This is a genomic window from Blautia acetigignens (genome assembly GCF_025566865.1).
In the GTDB taxonomy this organism is placed as follows: Bacteria; Bacillota; Clostridia; order Lachnospirales; family Lachnospiraceae; genus Blautia_A; species Blautia_A acetigignens.
In genome coordinates, this window is sequence record NZ_JAOQJM010000008.1 from 82,160 (window position 1) to 101,379 (window position 19,220).

General features: G+C 44.3%; 11 protein-coding genes. All 11 read right to left on the reverse strand.

Going from position 1 to position 19,220, the window contains the following annotated elements; all coding sequences use genetic code 11:
- Positions 1–224: 224 nt before the first annotated feature.
- Entirely contained in the window at positions 225–1,499 is a 1,275-nt protein-coding gene (locus OCV70_RS11240; RefSeq protein WP_021924828.1) for a sensor histidine kinase, read from the reverse strand.
- Positions 1,500–1,557: 58 nt separating this feature from the next.
- Positions 1,558–2,253, reverse strand: a complete 696-nt coding sequence (locus OCV70_RS11245; protein WP_021924827.1) for a LytR/AlgR family response regulator transcription factor — start codon at positions 2,251–2,253, stop codon at positions 1,558–1,560.
- Positions 2,254–2,478: 225 nt separating this feature from the next.
- A complete protein-coding gene (locus OCV70_RS11250; RefSeq protein ID WP_021924826.1) occupies positions 2,479–4,932 on the reverse strand; it encodes a glycoside hydrolase family 2 TIM barrel-domain containing protein in 2,454 nt (817 codons plus the stop codon).
- 252 nt (positions 4,933–5,184) lie between these two features.
- A complete protein-coding gene (locus OCV70_RS11255; RefSeq protein WP_021924825.1) occupies positions 5,185–6,336 on the reverse strand; it encodes a glycoside hydrolase family 5 protein in 1,152 nt (383 codons plus the stop codon).
- Between the two features lie 134 nt (positions 6,337–6,470).
- Positions 6,471–7,775: an alpha/beta hydrolase-fold protein gene (locus OCV70_RS11260; protein ID WP_021924824.1), complete on the reverse strand. Its 1,305-nt coding sequence runs from the start codon at positions 7,773–7,775 to the stop codon at positions 6,471–6,473.
- 153 nt (positions 7,776–7,928) lie between these two features.
- Positions 7,929–8,849, reverse strand: a complete 921-nt coding sequence (locus OCV70_RS11265) for a methyltetrahydrofolate cobalamin methyltransferase (RefSeq protein WP_173767056.1) — start codon at positions 8,847–8,849, stop codon at positions 7,929–7,931.
- A 266-nt stretch (positions 8,850–9,115) separates the two neighbouring features.
- The gene (locus OCV70_RS11270; protein ID WP_021924316.1) at positions 9,116–9,652 is read right to left on the reverse strand and encodes a DUF2284 domain-containing protein; all 537 of its coding nucleotides are present in this window, start codon (positions 9,650–9,652) and stop codon (positions 9,116–9,118) included.
- A 4-nt stretch (positions 9,653–9,656) separates the two neighbouring features.
- On the reverse strand, positions 9,657–11,474 hold the full coding sequence (locus OCV70_RS11275) for an ASKHA domain-containing protein (RefSeq protein WP_262579696.1): 1,818 nt from the start codon (positions 11,472–11,474) through the stop codon (positions 9,657–9,659).
- A gap of 556 nt (positions 11,475–12,030) precedes the next feature.
- The gene (locus tag OCV70_RS11280; RefSeq protein ID WP_021924314.1) at positions 12,031–15,393 is read right to left on the reverse strand and encodes a bifunctional diguanylate cyclase/phosphodiesterase; all 3,363 of its coding nucleotides are present in this window, start codon (positions 15,391–15,393) and stop codon (positions 12,031–12,033) included.
- Between the two features lie 167 nt (positions 15,394–15,560).
- Positions 15,561–16,604: an alpha/beta hydrolase gene (locus tag OCV70_RS11285; RefSeq protein WP_173767058.1), complete on the reverse strand. Its 1,044-nt coding sequence runs from the start codon at positions 16,602–16,604 to the stop codon at positions 15,561–15,563.
- A 68-nt stretch (positions 16,605–16,672) separates the two neighbouring features.
- Positions 16,673–19,150, reverse strand: a complete 2,478-nt coding sequence (locus OCV70_RS11290) for a glycoside hydrolase family 2 TIM barrel-domain containing protein (protein WP_021924312.1) — start codon at positions 19,148–19,150, stop codon at positions 16,673–16,675.
- Positions 19,151–19,220: the final 70 nt, after the last annotated feature.

Below are 19,220 nucleotides of genomic sequence, written 5' to 3' on the forward strand. Positions count from 1 at the left end.
AAAATACCACAGAAAAAGGGCGATCAGGACAAGGTGGCAAATTCATATGAAATTCTGGCAAAATTATAGCCAACCGCTTTTCCAATGATTTTTAACTCGTTTTTGTACACTTTTCCAACACTTTTTGATGTGTATCTGTACACTTTTCCAATTTTATTAACACTCAATATAAAAAAATCCCCCAGAGTCATCCAGAGGATTTTAACTGTTGAATTTTAAAGATATTACCCTGTGGGAAACAGCATGCTTACAACAAACAGGTTTCCTTCCTCGGAAATTCGGAGGTTTCCGTTGTATTTTTCCACAATGTACTGCATGCTTTTGGTTCCATAGCCATGAAATGCGGCGTCTTTTTTGGAGGACGCTACGGGCAAGCCTTCAGGGGAAAGTTCGGGGAAATGAGAGCAGTAGTTTTCAATTCTTACGCTGACGAAGCTGCCTTTTTGAAATACTTTCAGGAATATGTACCGCTTCTCTACAGCTTCTTTTCGCTCATGTTCGATGGCATTGTCCAGGCCGTTTCCAAACAAGGATGCCACATCAAGAATCTTCATAAAATTTAAAGCTTCTCCATCAACCATACATGTAAAAGAAATTTTCTCCTGCTGACACAGAAGCTTCTTCTCTGTCAACACCACATCCAGCGCTGCATTTCCTGTCTGGAATGCACTTTCATAGGCTTCCACTTTGGTCAGCACCTTCTCCAGTTCTTCTGTTTCCGGATTTTCCAGGCGTTGGATTTTGTGGATGTAATGTTTCAGGTCATGGGCATTTCTGTTTACAAATTCCACGTTGCTTCTGGTCATTTCAAACTGCTTTTTCTCCAGTTCCAGAAGCTGGCGCAGATTTTCATTGTCTGCATTTCTTGTGCGAAGCTCCACAAATCCAAGGGCGACGCCAAGCCCCAGAATGTCACAGAGAATCAGCGGCGGATATACTACCCAGACCTCCCGGATTCCATACATCCAGAATAAATAGTGCAGGAAAAATACAAAAATACCAACTGCGATCAGCCAGATCCATGCTGTGTTGCTCAGCATATTTTCCAGCCTTTCCTTTGCAAATCTTTTTATGATCAGGAAATAGAAAACATTATAGATCAGCAGCATTAAAATTACCGAAAGTGAAAACTGTACTGTTACAGGTGCTCCGTAAAACATTGAATAAAAAATAACATTATAAACGTTGGAGGACAGATTCTGGATAAATAAAGCAAGCATGCAGCTATACAATATTTCCTGGGAATCTGCTGCCAGGCAGAAGCGCCAGAAGCCAAGACTGAGAAAGAATACGGTAAAGGAAAATACTCCTGAAACATAATTGCTGATTATATTCGGCAGCACAACAGAAAGCAGCAGAAAAATCATCCCACTGGTCAATGCCCGTAATAGAAAATTCTTTTTCTTTGGCAAATATCTTGTACAAAGGACTTCCGCGAAAAAAATCTGGAAAATATATCCATGCGCCTGGGTAATCCTAAACAAATCCATTTTTTCCATGTTATTGCTCCATGTCATTCTTATTGTTCCATAGCATTATCCACTTCATTGCTCTGCATCATTGTCCCATCTGCATGGTCAGCCTGTCCAGGAATTCCTTTTTATATTTCTGGGAAAGAACGAAAGTCTGACCTGCTGCTTTGATTTCGTTTCCCTTCCATTCATCCACCATGGAAAGGTTCACCAGAATGGAACTGTTTACCAGCGCAAAATGACTTGCCAGAAAATATTCCTGAATCTCTTTCATCGTTCCCCGCATTTTGTAAACATCTCCGTGAACATGAAATTCCAGATAATGCTTGTTGCTTTCTATATATGTGATCTGCCCCGGAGAAACCTTCTTCGCTCCGTTTGGGATCTTAATATAGTAGGCTTCACTCCGGTCAATATGAGACAGAGCTTTTTCAAATTTGATGCAGAACAGCTCATAAGCCAATGGTTTCACAAGAAAATCGAAGGCATTCACTTCATAGCCCTTCAGCGCATACTGCGCCATGCTTGTGATAAAGATAAGGCAGGTGTTGTCCCCTCTTTTCCGCAATGCGGCAGCTGTTTCCAGACCATCCATATGAGGCATTGCAATATCCATAAAAATCAGGTCGCAATCTCCCTTATAGTCATCCAGAAAATTCATACCGTTCTGAAATACCGTAATTTTGTACTGCGCTTCCTGTTCTTTTCCGTATTGTTCTATATATTGTAAAAGCTGTTTCTGATACTCCTGGTCGTCTTCTACTACAGCAATTGATATCATAGGGCAAGGTTCCTCCAGCTAGAGCGTGTTTGAAAAAGGCTTTTCTATATCTCTTTGTAATGCACAACAAGATATTCCAGCAAAGAAGCAGCCAGAATATCTTGTTCTTATTCATCTCTTGCAGCTATTCCTCCTTTTTGAGTGTCAGAATATCTGCATCTCTTTTTAATTATACAGGCATCACTGCCTATTATCCAGAACATATTGCAAAAAACGATAAATTATTTATCCAAGAATCTCCACCTCAGCCACTGCTTCGCCAAGGTCAGACTGTGCTTTTACAACTACTTTGCCAGCGCCGGACTGTGGACGAATGATAGCAAGGGCTTCGCCGTAGTAGGTATCGGTTTCGGCGCTCTGGTAGCTTTCCGGGTAGTACGGGCATGCACTGCCGAAGGCAAGAAGGTCGCCGCCTTCTACTTCAAGCTTGATCCGTCCTCTTGTCAGAGGTTTGGTCTCGCCGTTTTCATCGGTGTAGCGCATTCTTACATAGCAAAGGTCGGTGTCTGCATTCACACGGGTAAGCTCCGGTTCTGCACGAAGGACAGTTTCTTTTCCAGCTGTTGCTAAGGTTTTCTCTGCAATTACATTATCATTTGCATCAAATGCAACCGCTTTGATTTCTCCATTGTGGTAGGTGGTATCAAAGAATACCTTGCAGTCGTTTTTCGGCTTCTTCGTTCCTACACACTCTCCGTTTATATAAAGCTTTACATGATCTGCGCGTGTATAAACCTCAACCTTCGCAGCCTTTCCTTCACAGCCATCCCAGGACCAGCTTTCCATGGCATTGGTCATTTTCCATGCGGATGGGGAGTGCGCATCTTTGGTGTGGTCAACCGGAACTACTGCAATTGCCAGGTCTTCCAGTTCGAAAGCCACTCTTGTATAAGTCATCTCGCCAAGAGGCTTTCCAGTAAGGTCGATTCTTCCGGAACCAGCGCTTACCCAGCCGCAGCCGCCATCAAAACGCGGTGCATAATCCTTGTACTCCCAGGCTCCGATTCCAACCTCTCCAAGATAATCCTGCGCTGCCCAGACAAAATCACCGATAATACGTTTGTCCCTTTTTGCTTCCTGCATAAATTGATAAGCATCTGCACAGAAGGTCTCGCTTCCCAGAATCATTCTCTTCGGATATTTCTTCAGGTCATGACGGTAACGCTTGATTCCATAGTTGTATCCGGCCACATCCATGTTTGCGTAAGCATCTCGTGTTTTTACATCACAAGGATAAAGAGTTGCCCCTGTTTTCATAAATCCGGCGCCAAAAATTCCGGCAACTGTGTTATAGAATTCACTTCCCACAGCCTTTTTCTTCTTGGCATTTTCCGCAGCTTCGTCTGCCTTTTTGTCACTGTAAACTCCAAAGCCCATAGAGCTTAAGAAGTTAAAGAAAATGTTGATTCCGCAGCTTACCGGGCGGGTGGAATCCAGCTCATGAAGTCTGTCTGTAAGGGATTTTGTAAGGGCAATTCCCTTTTTCTGAGCGGTTTCAGATACTTCATTTCCAGTGGAATACATAATCACAGACGGGTGGTTATAGTCCTTATCCACCATATCCTTCAGGTCTTTTCTGTAGTTATCCAGGATCTCATCTGCGTAGTCATATTTGGTTTTGTGGATGTACCAGCCGTCAATATACTCGTCCATTACCAGCATTCCCATCTCATCACAGGCACGAAGAAGCGCCTTGGAACATGGGTTGTGGGCAGAACGGATCGCATTGTATCCAGCATCCAGAAGAATGCGTACTTTACGGCGTTCCGCAAATTCATAGGCACATGCGCCAAGAAGTCCGTTGTCGTGATGGATGCATCCGCCTTTAAGAAGAACACGTTTTCCATTGATCTGGAATCCATTCTCCGGGGTACAGCTTACCATACGGATACCGAAAGTTTCCTCCTGTACATCTTCGCCAAAGGTTACGCGGCAGGCATACAGATTTGGTTCTTCAGGACTCCAGAGCTTTGCTCCTGGAAATGCGATCTCGCAGGAAAATTTGCCGTCTGCCTGAAGGATTTCCATGGCAACAATATTCTCAGCAGCATTGCCTGCTGACTGATTTTCCCCTTCAACCAGTGCAGAATTTCCCACACTGGAAACTTCTTTGTTTCCACTCCTTTCCAGAATCTCAACCTTCACTTCACCAGCAGCATTTGGCCATGCCTCCACACGGATTTTCGGCTCTTTATAATCCAGCGTAGTGATCTTCACACTGTCAAAACGCAGATGCTTTTTCGGCACTATGTACAGCCATACCGGACGGTAGATTCCAGTTCCGGAGTACCAGCGGCTGTTAGGCTGATCATGGTTGATCACTTCCACGCGGATCTCATTTTCCTCTCCGAATTTCACATATTTGGTTGCATCCACATAGAATCCAATGTATCCGTAAGAATGATATGCCGCTTTTTCCCCGTTGATATATACCGTTGCCTTACGGTAAACCCCCTCAAATTCCAGGATAATTTTCTCTTCCTTTGCATCTTCCGGAAGTGTGAAAGTTTTCTCATAAGTATAGTCCTGCGCCTCATACCATCCTGTATTTACGCCGCCTGCACTTGTCTCGCTTCTCTCATCTAACTGCATGGCGTCATGAGGAAGAGTCACTGCAAATGCATGCTCTTTGTCACCTGTTTTGTAGCAGAGCCAGTTATTGTTGAAATTCTGTTTCATATTTACCTCCTGAAATCTCCCAATTTTTCTAAAAAAACATAATTATTGCTGTTTCGTGTGCCAAAAAATCATTCCTACAATCTACATGCCCATACACAACCAGCAATTTCACATACTTTCTGATTATATATTATCAAACAAATAACAGGCTGCACTATTTTAGGCGCAACCTGCCAGAAAATACACGCAAACTGTATAAATACACTTCATTCTTTATCCAGATTCTTATCACTACCTATTATATATTCTTCCTTACAGCTTTTCCATGAATCTATCCGTTCTCACTGGCATCCAACCTTTTTTCCAGCATCTGCATAAGTCCCAGGAATCCAGGCGAGTGGCATACATGGGCACTTCCTTATCCCGGTACAGCTGATAGTTCCAATAGAAGAAACCGGCAGTATCCTTCCATGCATTTAGCTGAAGAACAGCCGCCTTTCTGTACCATTTTTTGCGGTAATCTTCATACTCGTCACGGATTACCTCATGACCCTTTTTCTTATCCGCAAGCTCATTGCATACGCACCACTCACCTACAAAAACAGGGGTATATTTCTGGGCTTTCTTCAGCAGATGCTGCTGGTATGCAATAAATGCACGGTATGCCCAGAAGCTGTGAATGTGTGTCACATCTTCCATTGCCTGGATATAAATATGAGTATCGATCATGACATTTTTCATGTGATGCTTTACGAAAAAGTCCTTCCACATTCCCAGGCGGAAACCATCATGAAATACGATTACTTTTTCCTCTGGCAGGATTTTGCGAAGCCGTCCGTAGGCCTGCACATAGAATTTTTTCAGGAATCTGCTGGAAACGTGGCGGGAGCCTTTGGCTTCTTCTTTATCTGCTGCTTTCTTTCTGCTGGGTGCAGTCATATAGACGCTGAAGCTGATAGGCTCGTTGAGTACTTCGATTCCAAATAATTCTTCCCGGTCGCGATAGCGCATTGCCAGCCGCTCCAGCACGGTCAGTACAAATTCCACCTCATCCGGCTGCTGGCTCCACTTGCACACGCCCTCGATTCCGCCATTGTCATAGCTATTCTGTCCGCCGGGTGCAGTGTGAAGATCGACGAGAACCTTCAGTCCGTATTTTCCAGCCCAGTCAAAAGCTTTGTCCAGATATTCGATGCATCCGGAGTATGGTTCTCTGTCTCCAAAAATGAAATATGGTACCGGGATGCGTACGGTGTTTAATCCGTGAGAGGCAATGTTTTGGAAATCCTCTTCTGTTACGTAAGTGTCTCTGTGTTCTTTCATCATAGGCCAAAGCTTTTCTTGGGGTACGTTGCGGTTCAGCCAGGTTTCGTCTTCTGCTCTCGTTCCCTTGAAAATAAAAGGCTGCATCCATTTCTCAAGTACCAGCCAGTTGCCAAGGTTGGTTCCAATAATTTTGTCCATATTAAAATACCTCCCATATGTAAATTTCTGATACATCCAAGCCAAATGTTTTTCTCATATGCCAAACGCAGTAATGGCTACATTGACTGACGTAAGTGCGGCGTATGAAAAAATCAATCAAGTCAATATATTATTCAGAATATCTTCTGCAAATAATTATACAACGCCAAATGCCAGTTTCCCATAGAATGATACCTCATAGGAAATACGTCAAACGTCGTATTCACACCGCTGCGCAGCCTTGGCTCAATATCCAGAAGTGCCTGATAATCCTGTACCTGTCCAGGCAATGCAAAATCGAAATTACCGCTTGCCACATACAGATAATGAATTGGTAAATCTGCAAAATTCCCCGCCTGAATGGTATCCTCAAACGCCTGTGCATCCGTCCTGCTTCCGCTAAATGCCCCAAACCAGGAGAAATAATCCAGGCTCTGGCAAAGCACGGAATGATACATGGTCACAGCTCCACGAGATAATCCTGCAAAGGCCCTGTGATCCCTGCTCTCCGAAAATCCGACATCATCCGCTGATTTCGCATAAGTTGAATAAGAAGATTCAATCTCCGGCATCAGATCATTCCGCAGTTCTTTTGCAAAAAAATAGGTCAGCTGATCCAGATCCTCTGCACAGTCATCCTCCACATAAAAAGTCGGCGTCACCACGATCAGCGGCTGAATATCCCCGCTGGCGATCAGATTGTCCAGCATAGTCTTGTTATATGGATTGGTTTTCAGCCAGTATTTTTCATCATCCCCTGTACCGTGCATGAGATATAAAATATTATACTCCCTCTCCTCTGAATATCCATATGGCAAATATACGTAAGCGGTTTTCGTTACAGTTCTCTCATCAGTTGCATAGGCTTTCGTTTCATAAACAACTTCCTCTACCGTTCCCGCCTGCTCCGGTTCAGCCCCATCATATTTTTCTGGCACTGCCCACAGCTCGTCCCTGGCCTGTCCATCGGCATTATGTGCTGCCTCATATCTCATTTTCCAGAATCCCAGTGCCCCTGCCGCAATCAGAACTGCTGCCAATAATGGAAAAACTGCCGCTTTTCCAACTGGTGTCTTTTTCCAGACCATATACCCAGTTCCCAGAATTCCCCCAACTGCCGCCACAATGCATTCCACCAGAAACATCCAGTTGAAGTAATAAGTGCTGGTAGAAAAATTTGTATTAAAATACAGGACAAACGCCGCCGCTCCAATCACCAGATACAAAAACGGCATCCTGCTTTTCCACGCAGCAACAGCCAGCAAAATGAACGCTACCGCAATTACCCCGAATGTAATAAATGCTGTTTTATCCCCCAGCATTGCAAAACGGACAATGTCAATACAGGCGAATAAAATCAAAATCCCCGATGTAATCCGGCAAATCCAGTCCACCGCATCTTTCTCAAATTTTCTTTGTTTTTCATCACATATCTTCATTACTGTCCCACCTTATGTCTCAGATTATTTTACCACACTTATCAACAATATCAAACCCTTGCCCCTTTACGCCCCATCTGGCAAATTTAATCTATTTTCAGGCAAAAAAGAAACAGCCCTCTGAATTTAAACACTCAGAAAGCTGTCCCCATCTTAGAAGGAATTATCAAGTGCTTCCTGGACAGCCTGTCCGATTTCTTTATTTTTTCCATCCTGTGTTAATTTGAAAACCTTCTGCATTTTCTCATCAAGCGGAGATGCAGGAGCTGGCTGTGCTGCTTCTTCTGCGGCTTTGTTTCCAAACTTACCAATATACTCTAGACAATATTCATCACGCTCTAACAGTGCATTTGTGGCATAAATCATACCAATCATATTCTTGTTGGTAGGATCTACGATAGCACTGTCCATACCAGCATTCATAGCCAGCACCATAAATGCCTGGTTAATATTCTTTCTTACTGGAAGTCCGAAAGAAATGTTGGAAAGTCCACTGGTGATATGGATTTCCGGATATTCATATTTAATTCTTCTACAGCAGTCTGCAAATACAGTTAATGCGGTCTGGTCTGTTCCCAGTGTTACAACCAGTGGATTAATATGTAAACGGCTTGGTGCAATACCGTACTGTTTTGCTTTTTCCATAATTCCGAAGAAAATTTTCATACGGCGCTCTACGGAATCCGGAATTCCATCGTTATCGCAGAGAAGGGCTACACACTCCCAGTCTGTATCTGCGATCACTGGAAAAATAGTGTCAATTTTGTCTCCCTCAAGGGAAACAGAGTTAATAAGTCCCGGTCTTTTACAAAATGGAATGGCTGCGACACAGGATTTTGCACTTGGACTGTCCACACAGATCGGTGTGTCTGTCACTTCCTGTACAAGATCAATCATCCATTTCAAAGTTTCTACCTCTACGTCCTCTTCTACTGACGCACATACATCCAGAAATGTGGCTCCCGATTCTGCCTGCATTCTGGCTCTTTCTCTGATCAGGTCCGCATCCTTCTCAGCGATAGCTTTGGCAACTGACGGAATGGATCCGTTCAGCTTCTCACCAATAATAATCATGGCATTTTCCCTCCAATATGAAATTGTTTTTGCTAATCAGCTGCTGTCTTTCGACAGCATTCATCGTTCTCTCCGCTTGAATGCCTCCGCTAAGACATTCTTCTTAACAAATTCATTTTATATCAGAAAAAGGGAACGCCGCTTCTCTTTTTTTCTCATTCCATTATACTATCTTACTGTGAATATTTTCACATATTATGGTGGATTCATAAAAAAAGCAAAACGCTTCGTCATGTAAATACGAGTTGCATTTTGCTTTTTTGATCTTATTTCAGTAAATAACAGCTGGTATAGGCAATTTTCCCTGGACCATAATAATAATCCAGATGATTTGCCTGGCACACCTGCATAACCAGCATTCCATATGCTTCCATTGAGGAAAAAGCCTCCCCTGGAAAACGGCAGGGCGCATTCGGATAGGTACAAACCTTGCACTTCGTACAGCATCCCGCTCCAATGGACAGCATGTCCGGGTAAAACTTCCGCAGATCTTTTTCCATGGCGTAAAAGGATGCCTTATGCATGGCTTCGGTGCGCATCATACCTTCCCCGTCCATGGGATCTTCCAGCTGGCCCACGGTCTGCACCAGAATTCCCAGCTTATACTTTCTTACTCTCTTTTCACATTCTTCCAAAGTGCCGCAGCCTGGAGGACAACTCCAGCATTTATTGTATTTATGACAGGAATCAGAAGCGCACATCTGACGGACTTCTGGTTTCAGTTCGATGGTATCACAGGCCAGCGGCACTGTATGGGTAAAACCATGGGACTGACATAATTCCTTTAGCTCTTTAAAATTCATTTTTTCACTTCCCAAATCCAAGCTCGTCTACGAAGCAGTCCTGAAACTCCGGACAAGCAGCCAGCTCCAGAAATTCAATTTTCTGTACGGCCTTTTCTGCTTCATGGCGCTCCTTTTTATTTAACAGTGCAATCTTTGCCCCTTCTCCGGCAGCATTTCCCACACAACTTACTTTCTCAGCAAAGTTTTCTGGAATCAGGCCGATTCGCGCGGCGTTCCTGGCGTTCATGTAATTCCCGAATCCGCCAGCCAGATACACAGTCTGAACCTGAGTTTCTTCTACATTTTGTTTCTTCATTAAAAGTCGGATTCCCGCAGCAATGGCAGCTTTCGCCAACTGTACCTCACCAATATCTTTCTGTGTAAGATAAATTTCCCTTTGTGATTCCCCTGACGGCACAAGTACAAAGGTATCCGCTTTCACCTGCCCACTGTGCAAAATTCCGTTTTCGTCCAAAAGCCCAGTGCGCAGAAGTTCTGCTATCAAGTCAATCAGGCCAGAACCGCATAATCCTGTTGGCTTCTCATTTTCAATAGTAGTATACTGCCACTTTCCATTTTCATATTTCACATGGTCAATGGCACCTGGAAGTCCTCGCATTCCGCACTGGATTTTTGCGCCTTCAAATGCAGGCCCGGATGCTGCGGAGCAGGCAGCCAGACCATGTTTATTTCCAAGAATCATTTCTGTATTGGTTCCAATATCCAGAAGCAGTGTGGTTTCTTCTTTCAGATCCTGGCGAAGCGCCAACAGACACCCGCTGGTGTCTGCACCTATGTAGCCTGCAATGTTTGGAAGCAAAATAAGCTGGCCCTTTTTATGAATATGAATTCCATAATCAGATGCCCGTAACGTAAGCGGCTGACTGATTGCCGGAGTGTACGGAGCACGAACTAATGATGCAGGCGAAATTCCAAGAAACAGATGATGCATGCAGGTATTTCCAACAAGGCTGATCTGATAGATATCTCCGGCTTTTTGTGATTTTTCAATAAGGGTTTCTAATATTTCATTGATTGTCTTTCGCACACATTCACTCAGCGCTTCTGTGCCATGTTCCAACACATAATTGGCTCTTTGAATTACGTCTCCGCCATACTGCATTTGAGGATTCATCCGGCTTTCTGTTTCCAGAGTCTGTCCGTTTCTTCCATCAAGAAGATAGCCAACAATTGTAGTGGTTCCAAGATCGATAGCCGCTGTGAAAATGTTACAACATGCTTCTGAATATCCTGCGTCATTTCCAGACTGGTTTTGACAGAGATCCGCTTCCGTGTTGCTACTCTGCCGAAAATCCAGAATTTCATTCTCTGTATAGATTACTTCCCACACTGGCGCAAGCATCCTTTTCTCATATAAGATGCCAGAGAGCTGAACATCTGCAGCCCCCACCTTAATATATGGAACAGCACTGTTTTTGCACCCGATTTCTTCATGATCGTTATGAATTTCCCCGTCCCCATATACCGCAGCCAGCAGTCGTTCCCATTCTGACCTTTTTTCCCCAATCTCCGGTTTTTCCAGGCGGATCCTTTTCACCCGTAAATCTGGCTGGAAATTTACGTTTCTTGAAAATCCCTCACTGAGAATTTTTCCTCTTTTCTTCTTTCCCGGAATCTCCACCTGGCAGTCCCCTACCACCTTGGTCTGACAGGCCAGCACAGGATTTCCATTTACCTTCACCAGGCATTTTCCACAGCTTCCCTGCCCGCCGCAAGGCGCATCCGGCTCCAGCCCTGCCCGGATTTCCGCCTCCAAAACCGTTACCCCCAGCGGAACTTCCATACTGATTTTTTCCCTTACAAAATATACTCTTGCCACTGTCTTACTTGTCCAATCTTTCTATTATGCATTCATGCTCTTTCGTCTTTTTGTCATAGCTTACCCCAACAAGCAATATATTTCCTGCATTTCTTCGATACTTCTCCCCAGTCAGAAGTAGAAACCGTATTCACATACTCTGCACGGATTTCATTATTGGGAATCTTTACTGTTTTATTTTCGTTGTCGTGTGCTGGACTGAATTGGTATATTTCAGCAAACCTGTCTTATCTACATAAATATCCGATGCCAGCACTTCCTGAAATTTATAATTCCCAGGATTCAGATAAGTTCCCAAATTTACACCTCATTTCTCCCAGCTACAAGCCTTACTTTTCAAATATACTTATTTTCATTATAGGAGAAATACTTTCCACCGTCAATTTGCAAAATGAAAAAGGATCTCTAAATCATTTTCTCCAAAATCTTATCTGACTTATTCAACGTCAAAAACATAATTCCGGTGCCCGCTGCCCAATGGGTAATATCAAAATCATGCCATAAAAATAATCCGTCCCGGTTAAGTGCCCAGAACGGATTATCATTTAACATTATTTTATTTCTCTACAAACTTCTCCACGAACTCCTCATACGGGCAGGGTCTTCCCCAGAAGAATCCCTGGCTGAAATCCGGCTGGAGGTTCCGAATCTTCGACCACTCTTCTTTATTCTCCACACCCTCAATGCAGAGTTTCAGGTTCAGATTGTGGATCATGCTGCAAAACTGATTCAGAAGATAATATTCTTCCTCATCTGCCACCGCACTGGCTGTAAAGGAACGGTCAATTTTGATGATTGCCGGACCCAGCTCACTAAGGTAATGGAAGTTGGAATATCCGGTTCCAAAATCATCCAGTGCCAGCTTGATCTTCATTCGCTGCAGCTCTGTAAGGAAATGTCTCTCATTTATATTTTGCTCCAAAAGATCACTTTCTGTCAGCTCAATAATAAGCGCATCCGCCGGAAGCTTGGCTTTCTCCATAGCTGCGATCACATCCAAAATTACATCTGACTTGGCAGCCTGTACCTGTGAAATATTAATGCTGACCTGAAACTCCGGAAGCACTTCCCGGATCTGGCTGCATTTTCCCATTGCCTCACCCATCATCCAGCGTCCGGCAGGAATAATCAGTCCCGTCTCTTCCAGAATCGGAATAAATTCAGCAGGCGATACCATTCCGAACTTCTCTGAGATAAAACGCATCAGCGCTTCCGCGCCATAAAGCTTTCCGGTTTCTGACCGAAATACCGGCTGATAAAATGCGGTAAATCCCTTAAAGTCATTTATCACTGCATTTCTCAGTTCCTGTTTCAGCTCGCTTCTTCGCAGGAACTGCCGATATTCTTTTTCTTCAAATACATAACAGCGGTTTCTTCCAAGCTTCTTGGCCTCATTCAGGGAAAAATCCGTCAGCTTCATAGCTGCGGAATACCCCATCTCTTCTATGGCATGCAGCGGCAGGATTCCTCCTGAAATTGTAAACATCACAGTATATTCGTTATCTCTGATGAACTGATTCACAGATTCTCTCACTTTATCGTAAAGCTTCTTTACCTCCTTTACGCTCCTGGAAGAAAGATCCAGAATCATAAATTCATCGGAAAATAATCTGTATACCGTCTGATTTTCTGACATGCAGCCGGAAATGCAGACTGCTGTCTCACGCAGTACCTGATCTCCGTATTCCCATCCCAGATTCTCATTAATTTCTTTAAAATGGTCCAAGCCAAGGCGGATCAAATATCCGTTTTCAAAAGGCGGCTTCAGCTTTTTCAGATATTCTCTCAGTCCGGTTTCTCCCAATAATCCGCTGACATTATCCGCTTTCTGCTGTGCTCCGATCTCGTTGATGCAGCCTACCATGTACAGCGGCTTCATGTTTTCATCCCGCACAACATAGCCCCTGCAGTTAATCCAGATGGGTTCTCTTTTGGGATCCAGCCAGCGGTATTCCATATTGTGAATACTGCGGTCTGTACTCAGCAGATCTTTAAATTCTGCTTTCAAAAGAGGATAATCCGGTCCATATACAAACTCTCTGTGACACTCCATCACATCATGAAAAGCATTTTTCGGAATGCAGAACCGTTCCATTGCCTGAGGTGCAATATAGTAAAAATCCGTTCTGAAATCTATCAGATAAAGGTAATTATCTGTACTCGGGCTAAGCAGGTCGATTACTTTGCAAAGCTCCTCCGGTGTAATATCCTGGTACTCTTTTTCCTGGAAAATATCCTCTGCATTTTCCTGCGCCAGCATTTTTTCCATGCCGGCTGCTGCGGTGTCCATGCATGCACGGTTCAGCTTTTTCCTGCGCTTACGGCGGTAAAGCATGATATCGCTTCGTTTCGCAATATCCTTAAAAGCACGGTCTTTATCAGGCAGATAATAAGCATATCCGACGGATACACTTAATGGATAGGAGACCTTTTTGGCTGCTTCTTCAAGCAATATGTCCAGACGTTTTATACGATCAGCGATCAGGTCTTTCTCATCATTGTGATACACATATGCGAATTCATCCCCGCCAATTCGGAAACAGTTCTGTGCCTCTTTAAAAACCTGGCGGATGCAGTTGTAGCACAGCTTAAGGGCTTCGTCACCTTTCTCATGTCCGAAATTATCGTTGATCACCTTCAGATTATCCAGGTCAAACAGCACAACGCCTGTTTTCTGCAGCTGCGATGCCTGTTCATCCAGCTGCCTGATGGTGTGCTCGTAAGCATTTCGGTTCATGGCTTCTGTAAGCATATCTGTGTTGGCAACCTTCAGCAGATACAAAACCTTCTGCTTCTCAACATACTGGTCATAAAAGCGGGACACCTGTATCCAGATCAGGGCAATAATAAATCCCATTGTTCCAAGAGGAAGGAATATGGATGTAGTCTTAAAATGTCTTGCATAGTATAAAATAAGCTCCGCAACGCCAAATCCCAGCACAATATATAAGGGATAGGTGAACTCCCTTGCAGACTCATTTTCTTCTACCCTTGCCTCATAATGAATAAGCACAAATGTATAAATAACGTTGCATATCATGAGAACATGGGTTACCGGGAGCAGCTGGAACATGTCCACGATTCCGGCACACTGAAGGATCACAGATACCGTCATATCCACCAGATAAAGCACCGGAAAATACAATGCGCCCTTGCGGTATTTGCTGCTGCAGATATCGTAAACAAGGAAGTTAAAGGGTACCGGGAAAAGGTAAAATGTAAACAGATCCACATAGTACAGGGTTCTTCCATCCGGGATCAAAAACTGAAGAAATCCGCACTGCTGCAAGGACCACAAGGCAATCAATACAGAAAAGATTCCCAGGTTCAGGAAGATCTCATTTTTCCCTTCTACTTTGGTTTTTCTTTTGCTTTTTATTGCAAAAAAATAGAGCAGCAGACTTACCAGTCCTGTGAATAAAATACCGCAGTTGATAATAAATATGCCCAGGCTGTCGCTGAGGATCCTTAAGATGCAGTCCCCTCTGGTTCCCAGGTAAAGGCTGATGTTGTTTCCATAATATCCGGAATATGCAGGGAGTATACGGATTTCCAGTTCTTTCCCGGCACTGTTCTTGGGAATGTCTGCAATATGCCAGCAGGAACCTGGAGATTTCATGAATTTCGGAGCGTTTTCCTCATGTCCATACTGATAAATTTCTTCTCCGTCCAGCAGAATCTGCACGGACGTATGGGTGGTCTTGAACAAAAGCGACCTCGGAATGTCAAATTCCTCCGGCAGAACCAGATTCTTGGTCTTGATTTCTCCTGCCGTATCAGCCTCCGTTTCAAGCCTTACTGTATTATTAAAGGACACCCGCTCCCCACCCATGCTGCGGTTAAAAATCCAGCCAGTAAACCCAACCGCAAACAATCCAAAGACAATCAGAGCAATCCATAGTTTCTTTTCGATTCTCATAGCTCTCCTTCGTGTAAATCACACATGTAAACACATCCTAGAATTAGCATAGCAAAGTTAGCAATTTTTTTCAAGTATCGCCAAGGTTTTTTCAGGGAGTTTCCGGGATATCGGAAAATAAAAAAATCTGGCATAGAGCATTTCTGCTTTTCTGCCAGATATTTGTTTTATTTTGCTAATTTTGTGTCCAGATATTCTTTTAGGATTCCAAGATTCTCGTCGCTGTAGAGCTGGTCGGCGGCGTGTTTGTAATTGTGGAAAAGCTTGTATTCTACCTTGTCTGCACCGATCTGTTCTGTGAGAAGTTCGTTCAGGCGCTCGGACTGCAGGTAGGGGACGCTTAGGTCTGCATCACCGTGCCAGATCAGCACGCTTGGGCTGTTTTCCGGGGTAAGGTTCTTTTGGATATAGTACAGGGGGCTGTAGGTATCTTTTTCCTCCTGGGTAAGGGTGTTCACATCCTTACGCATCCAATAAGATTCCACATCATTATAGCCAGTATCCTTGATGGCACCGGTAAGCCACAGACCGGATGCCCACTGAACTACTTTCGGGATTTTCAGTTCCTTATAATCTGCTGCCTGGGTTCCGAATTCCATGCAACCGTAGTAGTTCAGGATTACCTGTACTTCACTGGAAACCGGATTATTCTCATCTTCTCCGATGAACGGCACACTATTGAATTCTTCGTCATTGGAAGCACCACAGATCACGGACAGATAGCCGCCTGCAGATTCTCCCCAAATAGCAAAACGCTCCGGATCGTATCCATATTTCTCAGCATTGGCACGCAGAAAACGGATCGCAGATTTCACATCCTCCACCCCTGCCGGAAATGCCGCTTCCTGAGCCAGTCGATAGTTGATGGACGCACATGCATATCCATGATCACGGAAATAGCGATACATCAGCTGTGCCTGTCTGGACTGGCTGTCATTAAAGACAAAACCGCCGCCATGAACCATTACGATCATGGGCATTGGTTCGTCACTGTCCGGCACATATAAGTCCAGATAATCGTTTTCCGATACCTCTGAATACTGCAATTTCTCGTAGGAGTTTCCTCCATCCCATTCTGTGGATTCATCCAGCTTCACAGAAGGTGAATACACATTATGAAAAACCACGCGAACTGCTTCATGGTTATATCCCAATATTCCTGCCACCACAGCAAGACAAATTCCGCCTATCATAAGACCTTTTTTCTTCATTTCATCTGCCTCTTTTCTTATTAGAAAACAGGTTTACAAGTCTCTCAACCGTAAACCTGTGATTTCATTTATTCACATGGAATTTCGGCTACATAAGACCGTGTCTCATCTGTCACTGTGACCTTCACAGGGCCGTTTCCGTCTGCCTGTACCACTGCCATGGCCTCACCATAATAAGTTGCCACCGTATCATCTGTATAGTTCCCTTTTACGTACGGTGCCGGACTGCCAAGGCCTTTTAGGATTCCATTTTCTACTGTCACCTTCAAATTGTGCTTCTCCATCGGCTTCCAGATGCCTTTTGTATCCGTGTACTGCAGCTGAACGAAAGCAAGTCCTTCTGGCTTCACGGATTTCTCCTCCGGTCTTACCTGTAGAATGGTCTCTTTTCCAGCGGTCTGCAGGGAATAGCGGTTGATTTCTTTTCCTTTTTCATCGTAAGAAACAGCCGTAATTTCGCCATCCTCATAGGTTGTGTTAAAGTTGGCGCGGCATTTTTTCACGTTCTTTTTGCCAACACTCTTGCCATTGATAAACAGCTCAACCTGAGCAGCTCTTGCATAAACCTCAACCTTTGCAGGCTCCCCGCTGCAGCCGCCCCATGCCCAGCTCTCCAGTGCTTTGGTCAGCTGCCAGCCAGTGAGACGAAGCTTTTCTTTCTGGTAAACAGGGTCTACTGCGATGAACGGGCCTGTCTCTCTTTCGAAAGCAACTCTGGTGTAGGCTGCCTCCGCACGAGGCTTTCCATTCAGGTCAATTCGTCCGTTTCCTCCAGTCATTCTGGTTGACGGATCTTCAAATTTATAGTCGGAATACTCGGCTGCGCCGTCTCCAACCTCACCGATATAATCCCATCCAGCCCACACGAAATCACCGATGATCCGCTTGTTTTTCTTGGCAATTTCCCAGAAACTGTATGCGTCCTTGCAGAAGGTTTCGCTTCCAAGAATCAGACGGTTAGGGTACTTCTTAAGGTCATGTTTGTAGCGGAAAATACCGTAATTGTAGCCTGCAATATCCATGTTTGCATAGGCATCCCTGGTCTTCAGATCACATGGATAAAGGGTGGCGCCACACTTCATGAAGTAGTCACCTACCAGGCAGGCGAGGGTATTGTAAAACTCACTTCCAACTGGTTTTTTCTTCTTTTCGGGCTTCGCAGCGGCTGCTTTCTTAGCCTGCTCTGCAGCAAACTTTTCTGCGTTCTCGGCGCTTTTTTCTGCCTTATCATCACTGTAAACTCCAAGTCCGATGGAACTTAAGAAGTTGAAGAAAATGTTGATTCCGCAGGTTACCGGGCGAGTGGAATCCAGGCTGTGAAGGTAGTTTGTCATCTCTCCGGTAAGGGCAATTCCTTTCTTCTGGGCGGTCTCTGCTACCTCATTTCCAGTGGAATACATGATAACGCTTGGGTGGTTGAAATCTTTATCCACCATATCCTTTAAATCCTGTTTCCACCAGCCGGCAAGCTGATTTGCGTAATCATATTTTGTTTTGTGGATGTACCAGACATCTACGTATTCGTCCATCAGCAGCATTCCCACACGGTCGCAGGCATCCAGAAGTGCCTTAGAACATGGGTAATGTGCGGAACGGACTGCGTTGTATCCGTTTTCCTTGAAAATACGCATCTTTCGCTCTTCTGCTTCTGGATATGTACATGCGCCAAGCACGCCATTGTCGTGGTGGAAGCATGCTCCGCGAAGGATTACGCGCTTTCCGTTAATGGTCATACCCACCTGCGGATTCCATACCAGTTCACGGATTCCGAAGGTTTCAGTTACTTCATCTTCACCGAATACTGCTTTGCAGGTGTAAAGGCTCGGGTGCTCCGTATCCCAAAGCTTTGCGTTTGGAACATCCAGCAGAAAGACTGCCTGATATTCTTTTGCAGGCTTTTCGCTAGCTGCAGATGTATTTTTTGTTTCATTATTCTGTGCAGCTACTGCTTTACTTTCTCCAATCGCAGTCAGGACTCTTTTTCCCTCAAATTCAATTTCAAGAGAAACCTCACCTGGCGCGGAGGTCTTTACTGCAACTTCAATCTGTGCCGGATTATAGCTTAATGTGCGGATTTTTACTCCGTTTACAGGAATGTATTTCTCACCGCCAATATGCAGATATGCAGGACGATAGATACCTGTTCCTGAGTACCAGCGGCTGTTTGGCTGGTCTGCATTATGAGCAATTACTTTGACTTCATTCTCTTCTCCGAATTTGAAAAAGCCATCTGTATTTATGTAGAAATTGGTGTATCCATATGGACGGCCTGCTACTTTTTTTCCATTTATGTGGACTTCAGCGTTATGGTAAACACCCTCGAATTCAATAAGGACTTTCTGATTCTCATATTCTTTCGGCACGGTAAATTTCTTGGTATACTCGTAATCTCCGCCGATGTACCATCCAATGTTTCCCTCACCGGTACTCTCCTGGGTACGCGGCTCGCTGAGCATGGCGTCATGGGGCAAAGTCACCGGATAAGCCGCCTCATCGCGGGTAAGACATTTACACATCCATCCTTTATTAAAATCAATCTTCTGCATACAGTAAACTGCTCCTTTCTTTTTCGTCAGACTTCTCTATCCTTTTCCAGCTTCCTCGCCAAGCGGACAT

Excerpts from the sequence above, each read along its gene's own strand:
- OCV70_RS11285 (WP_173767058.1), bottom strand. The coding sequence starts at position 16,604 with ATGAAGAAAAAAGGTCTTATGATAGGCGGAATTTGTCTTGCTGTGGTG.
- OCV70_RS11265 (WP_173767056.1), bottom strand. The coding sequence starts at position 8,849 with ATGATTATTATTGGTGAGAAGCTGAACGGATCCATTCCGTCAGTTGCC.
- OCV70_RS11245 (WP_021924827.1), bottom strand. The coding sequence starts at position 2,253 with ATGATATCAATTGCTGTAGTAGAAGACGACCAGGAGTATCAGAAACAG.
- OCV70_RS11290 (WP_021924312.1), bottom strand. The coding sequence starts at position 19,150 with ATGCAGAAGATTGATTTTAATAAAGGATGGATGTGTAAATGTCTTACC.
- OCV70_RS11280 (WP_021924314.1), bottom strand. The coding sequence starts at position 15,393 with ATGAGAATCGAAAAGAAACTATGGATTGCTCTGATTGTCTTTGGATTG.
- OCV70_RS11255 (WP_021924825.1), bottom strand. The coding sequence starts at position 6,336 with ATGGACAAAATTATTGGAACCAACCTTGGCAACTGGCTGGTACTTGAG.
- OCV70_RS11240 (WP_021924828.1), bottom strand. The coding sequence starts at position 1,499 with ATGGAAAAAATGGATTTGTTTAGGATTACCCAGGCGCATGGATATATT.
- OCV70_RS11250 (WP_021924826.1), bottom strand. The coding sequence starts at position 4,932 with ATGAAACAGAATTTCAACAATAACTGGCTCTGCTACAAAACAGGTGAC.
- OCV70_RS11260 (WP_021924824.1), bottom strand. The coding sequence starts at position 7,775 with ATGAAGATATGTGATGAAAAACAAAGAAAATTTGAGAAAGATGCGGTG.
- OCV70_RS11270 (WP_021924316.1), bottom strand. The coding sequence starts at position 9,652 with ATGAATTTTAAAGAGCTAAAGGAATTATGTCAGTCCCATGGTTTTACC.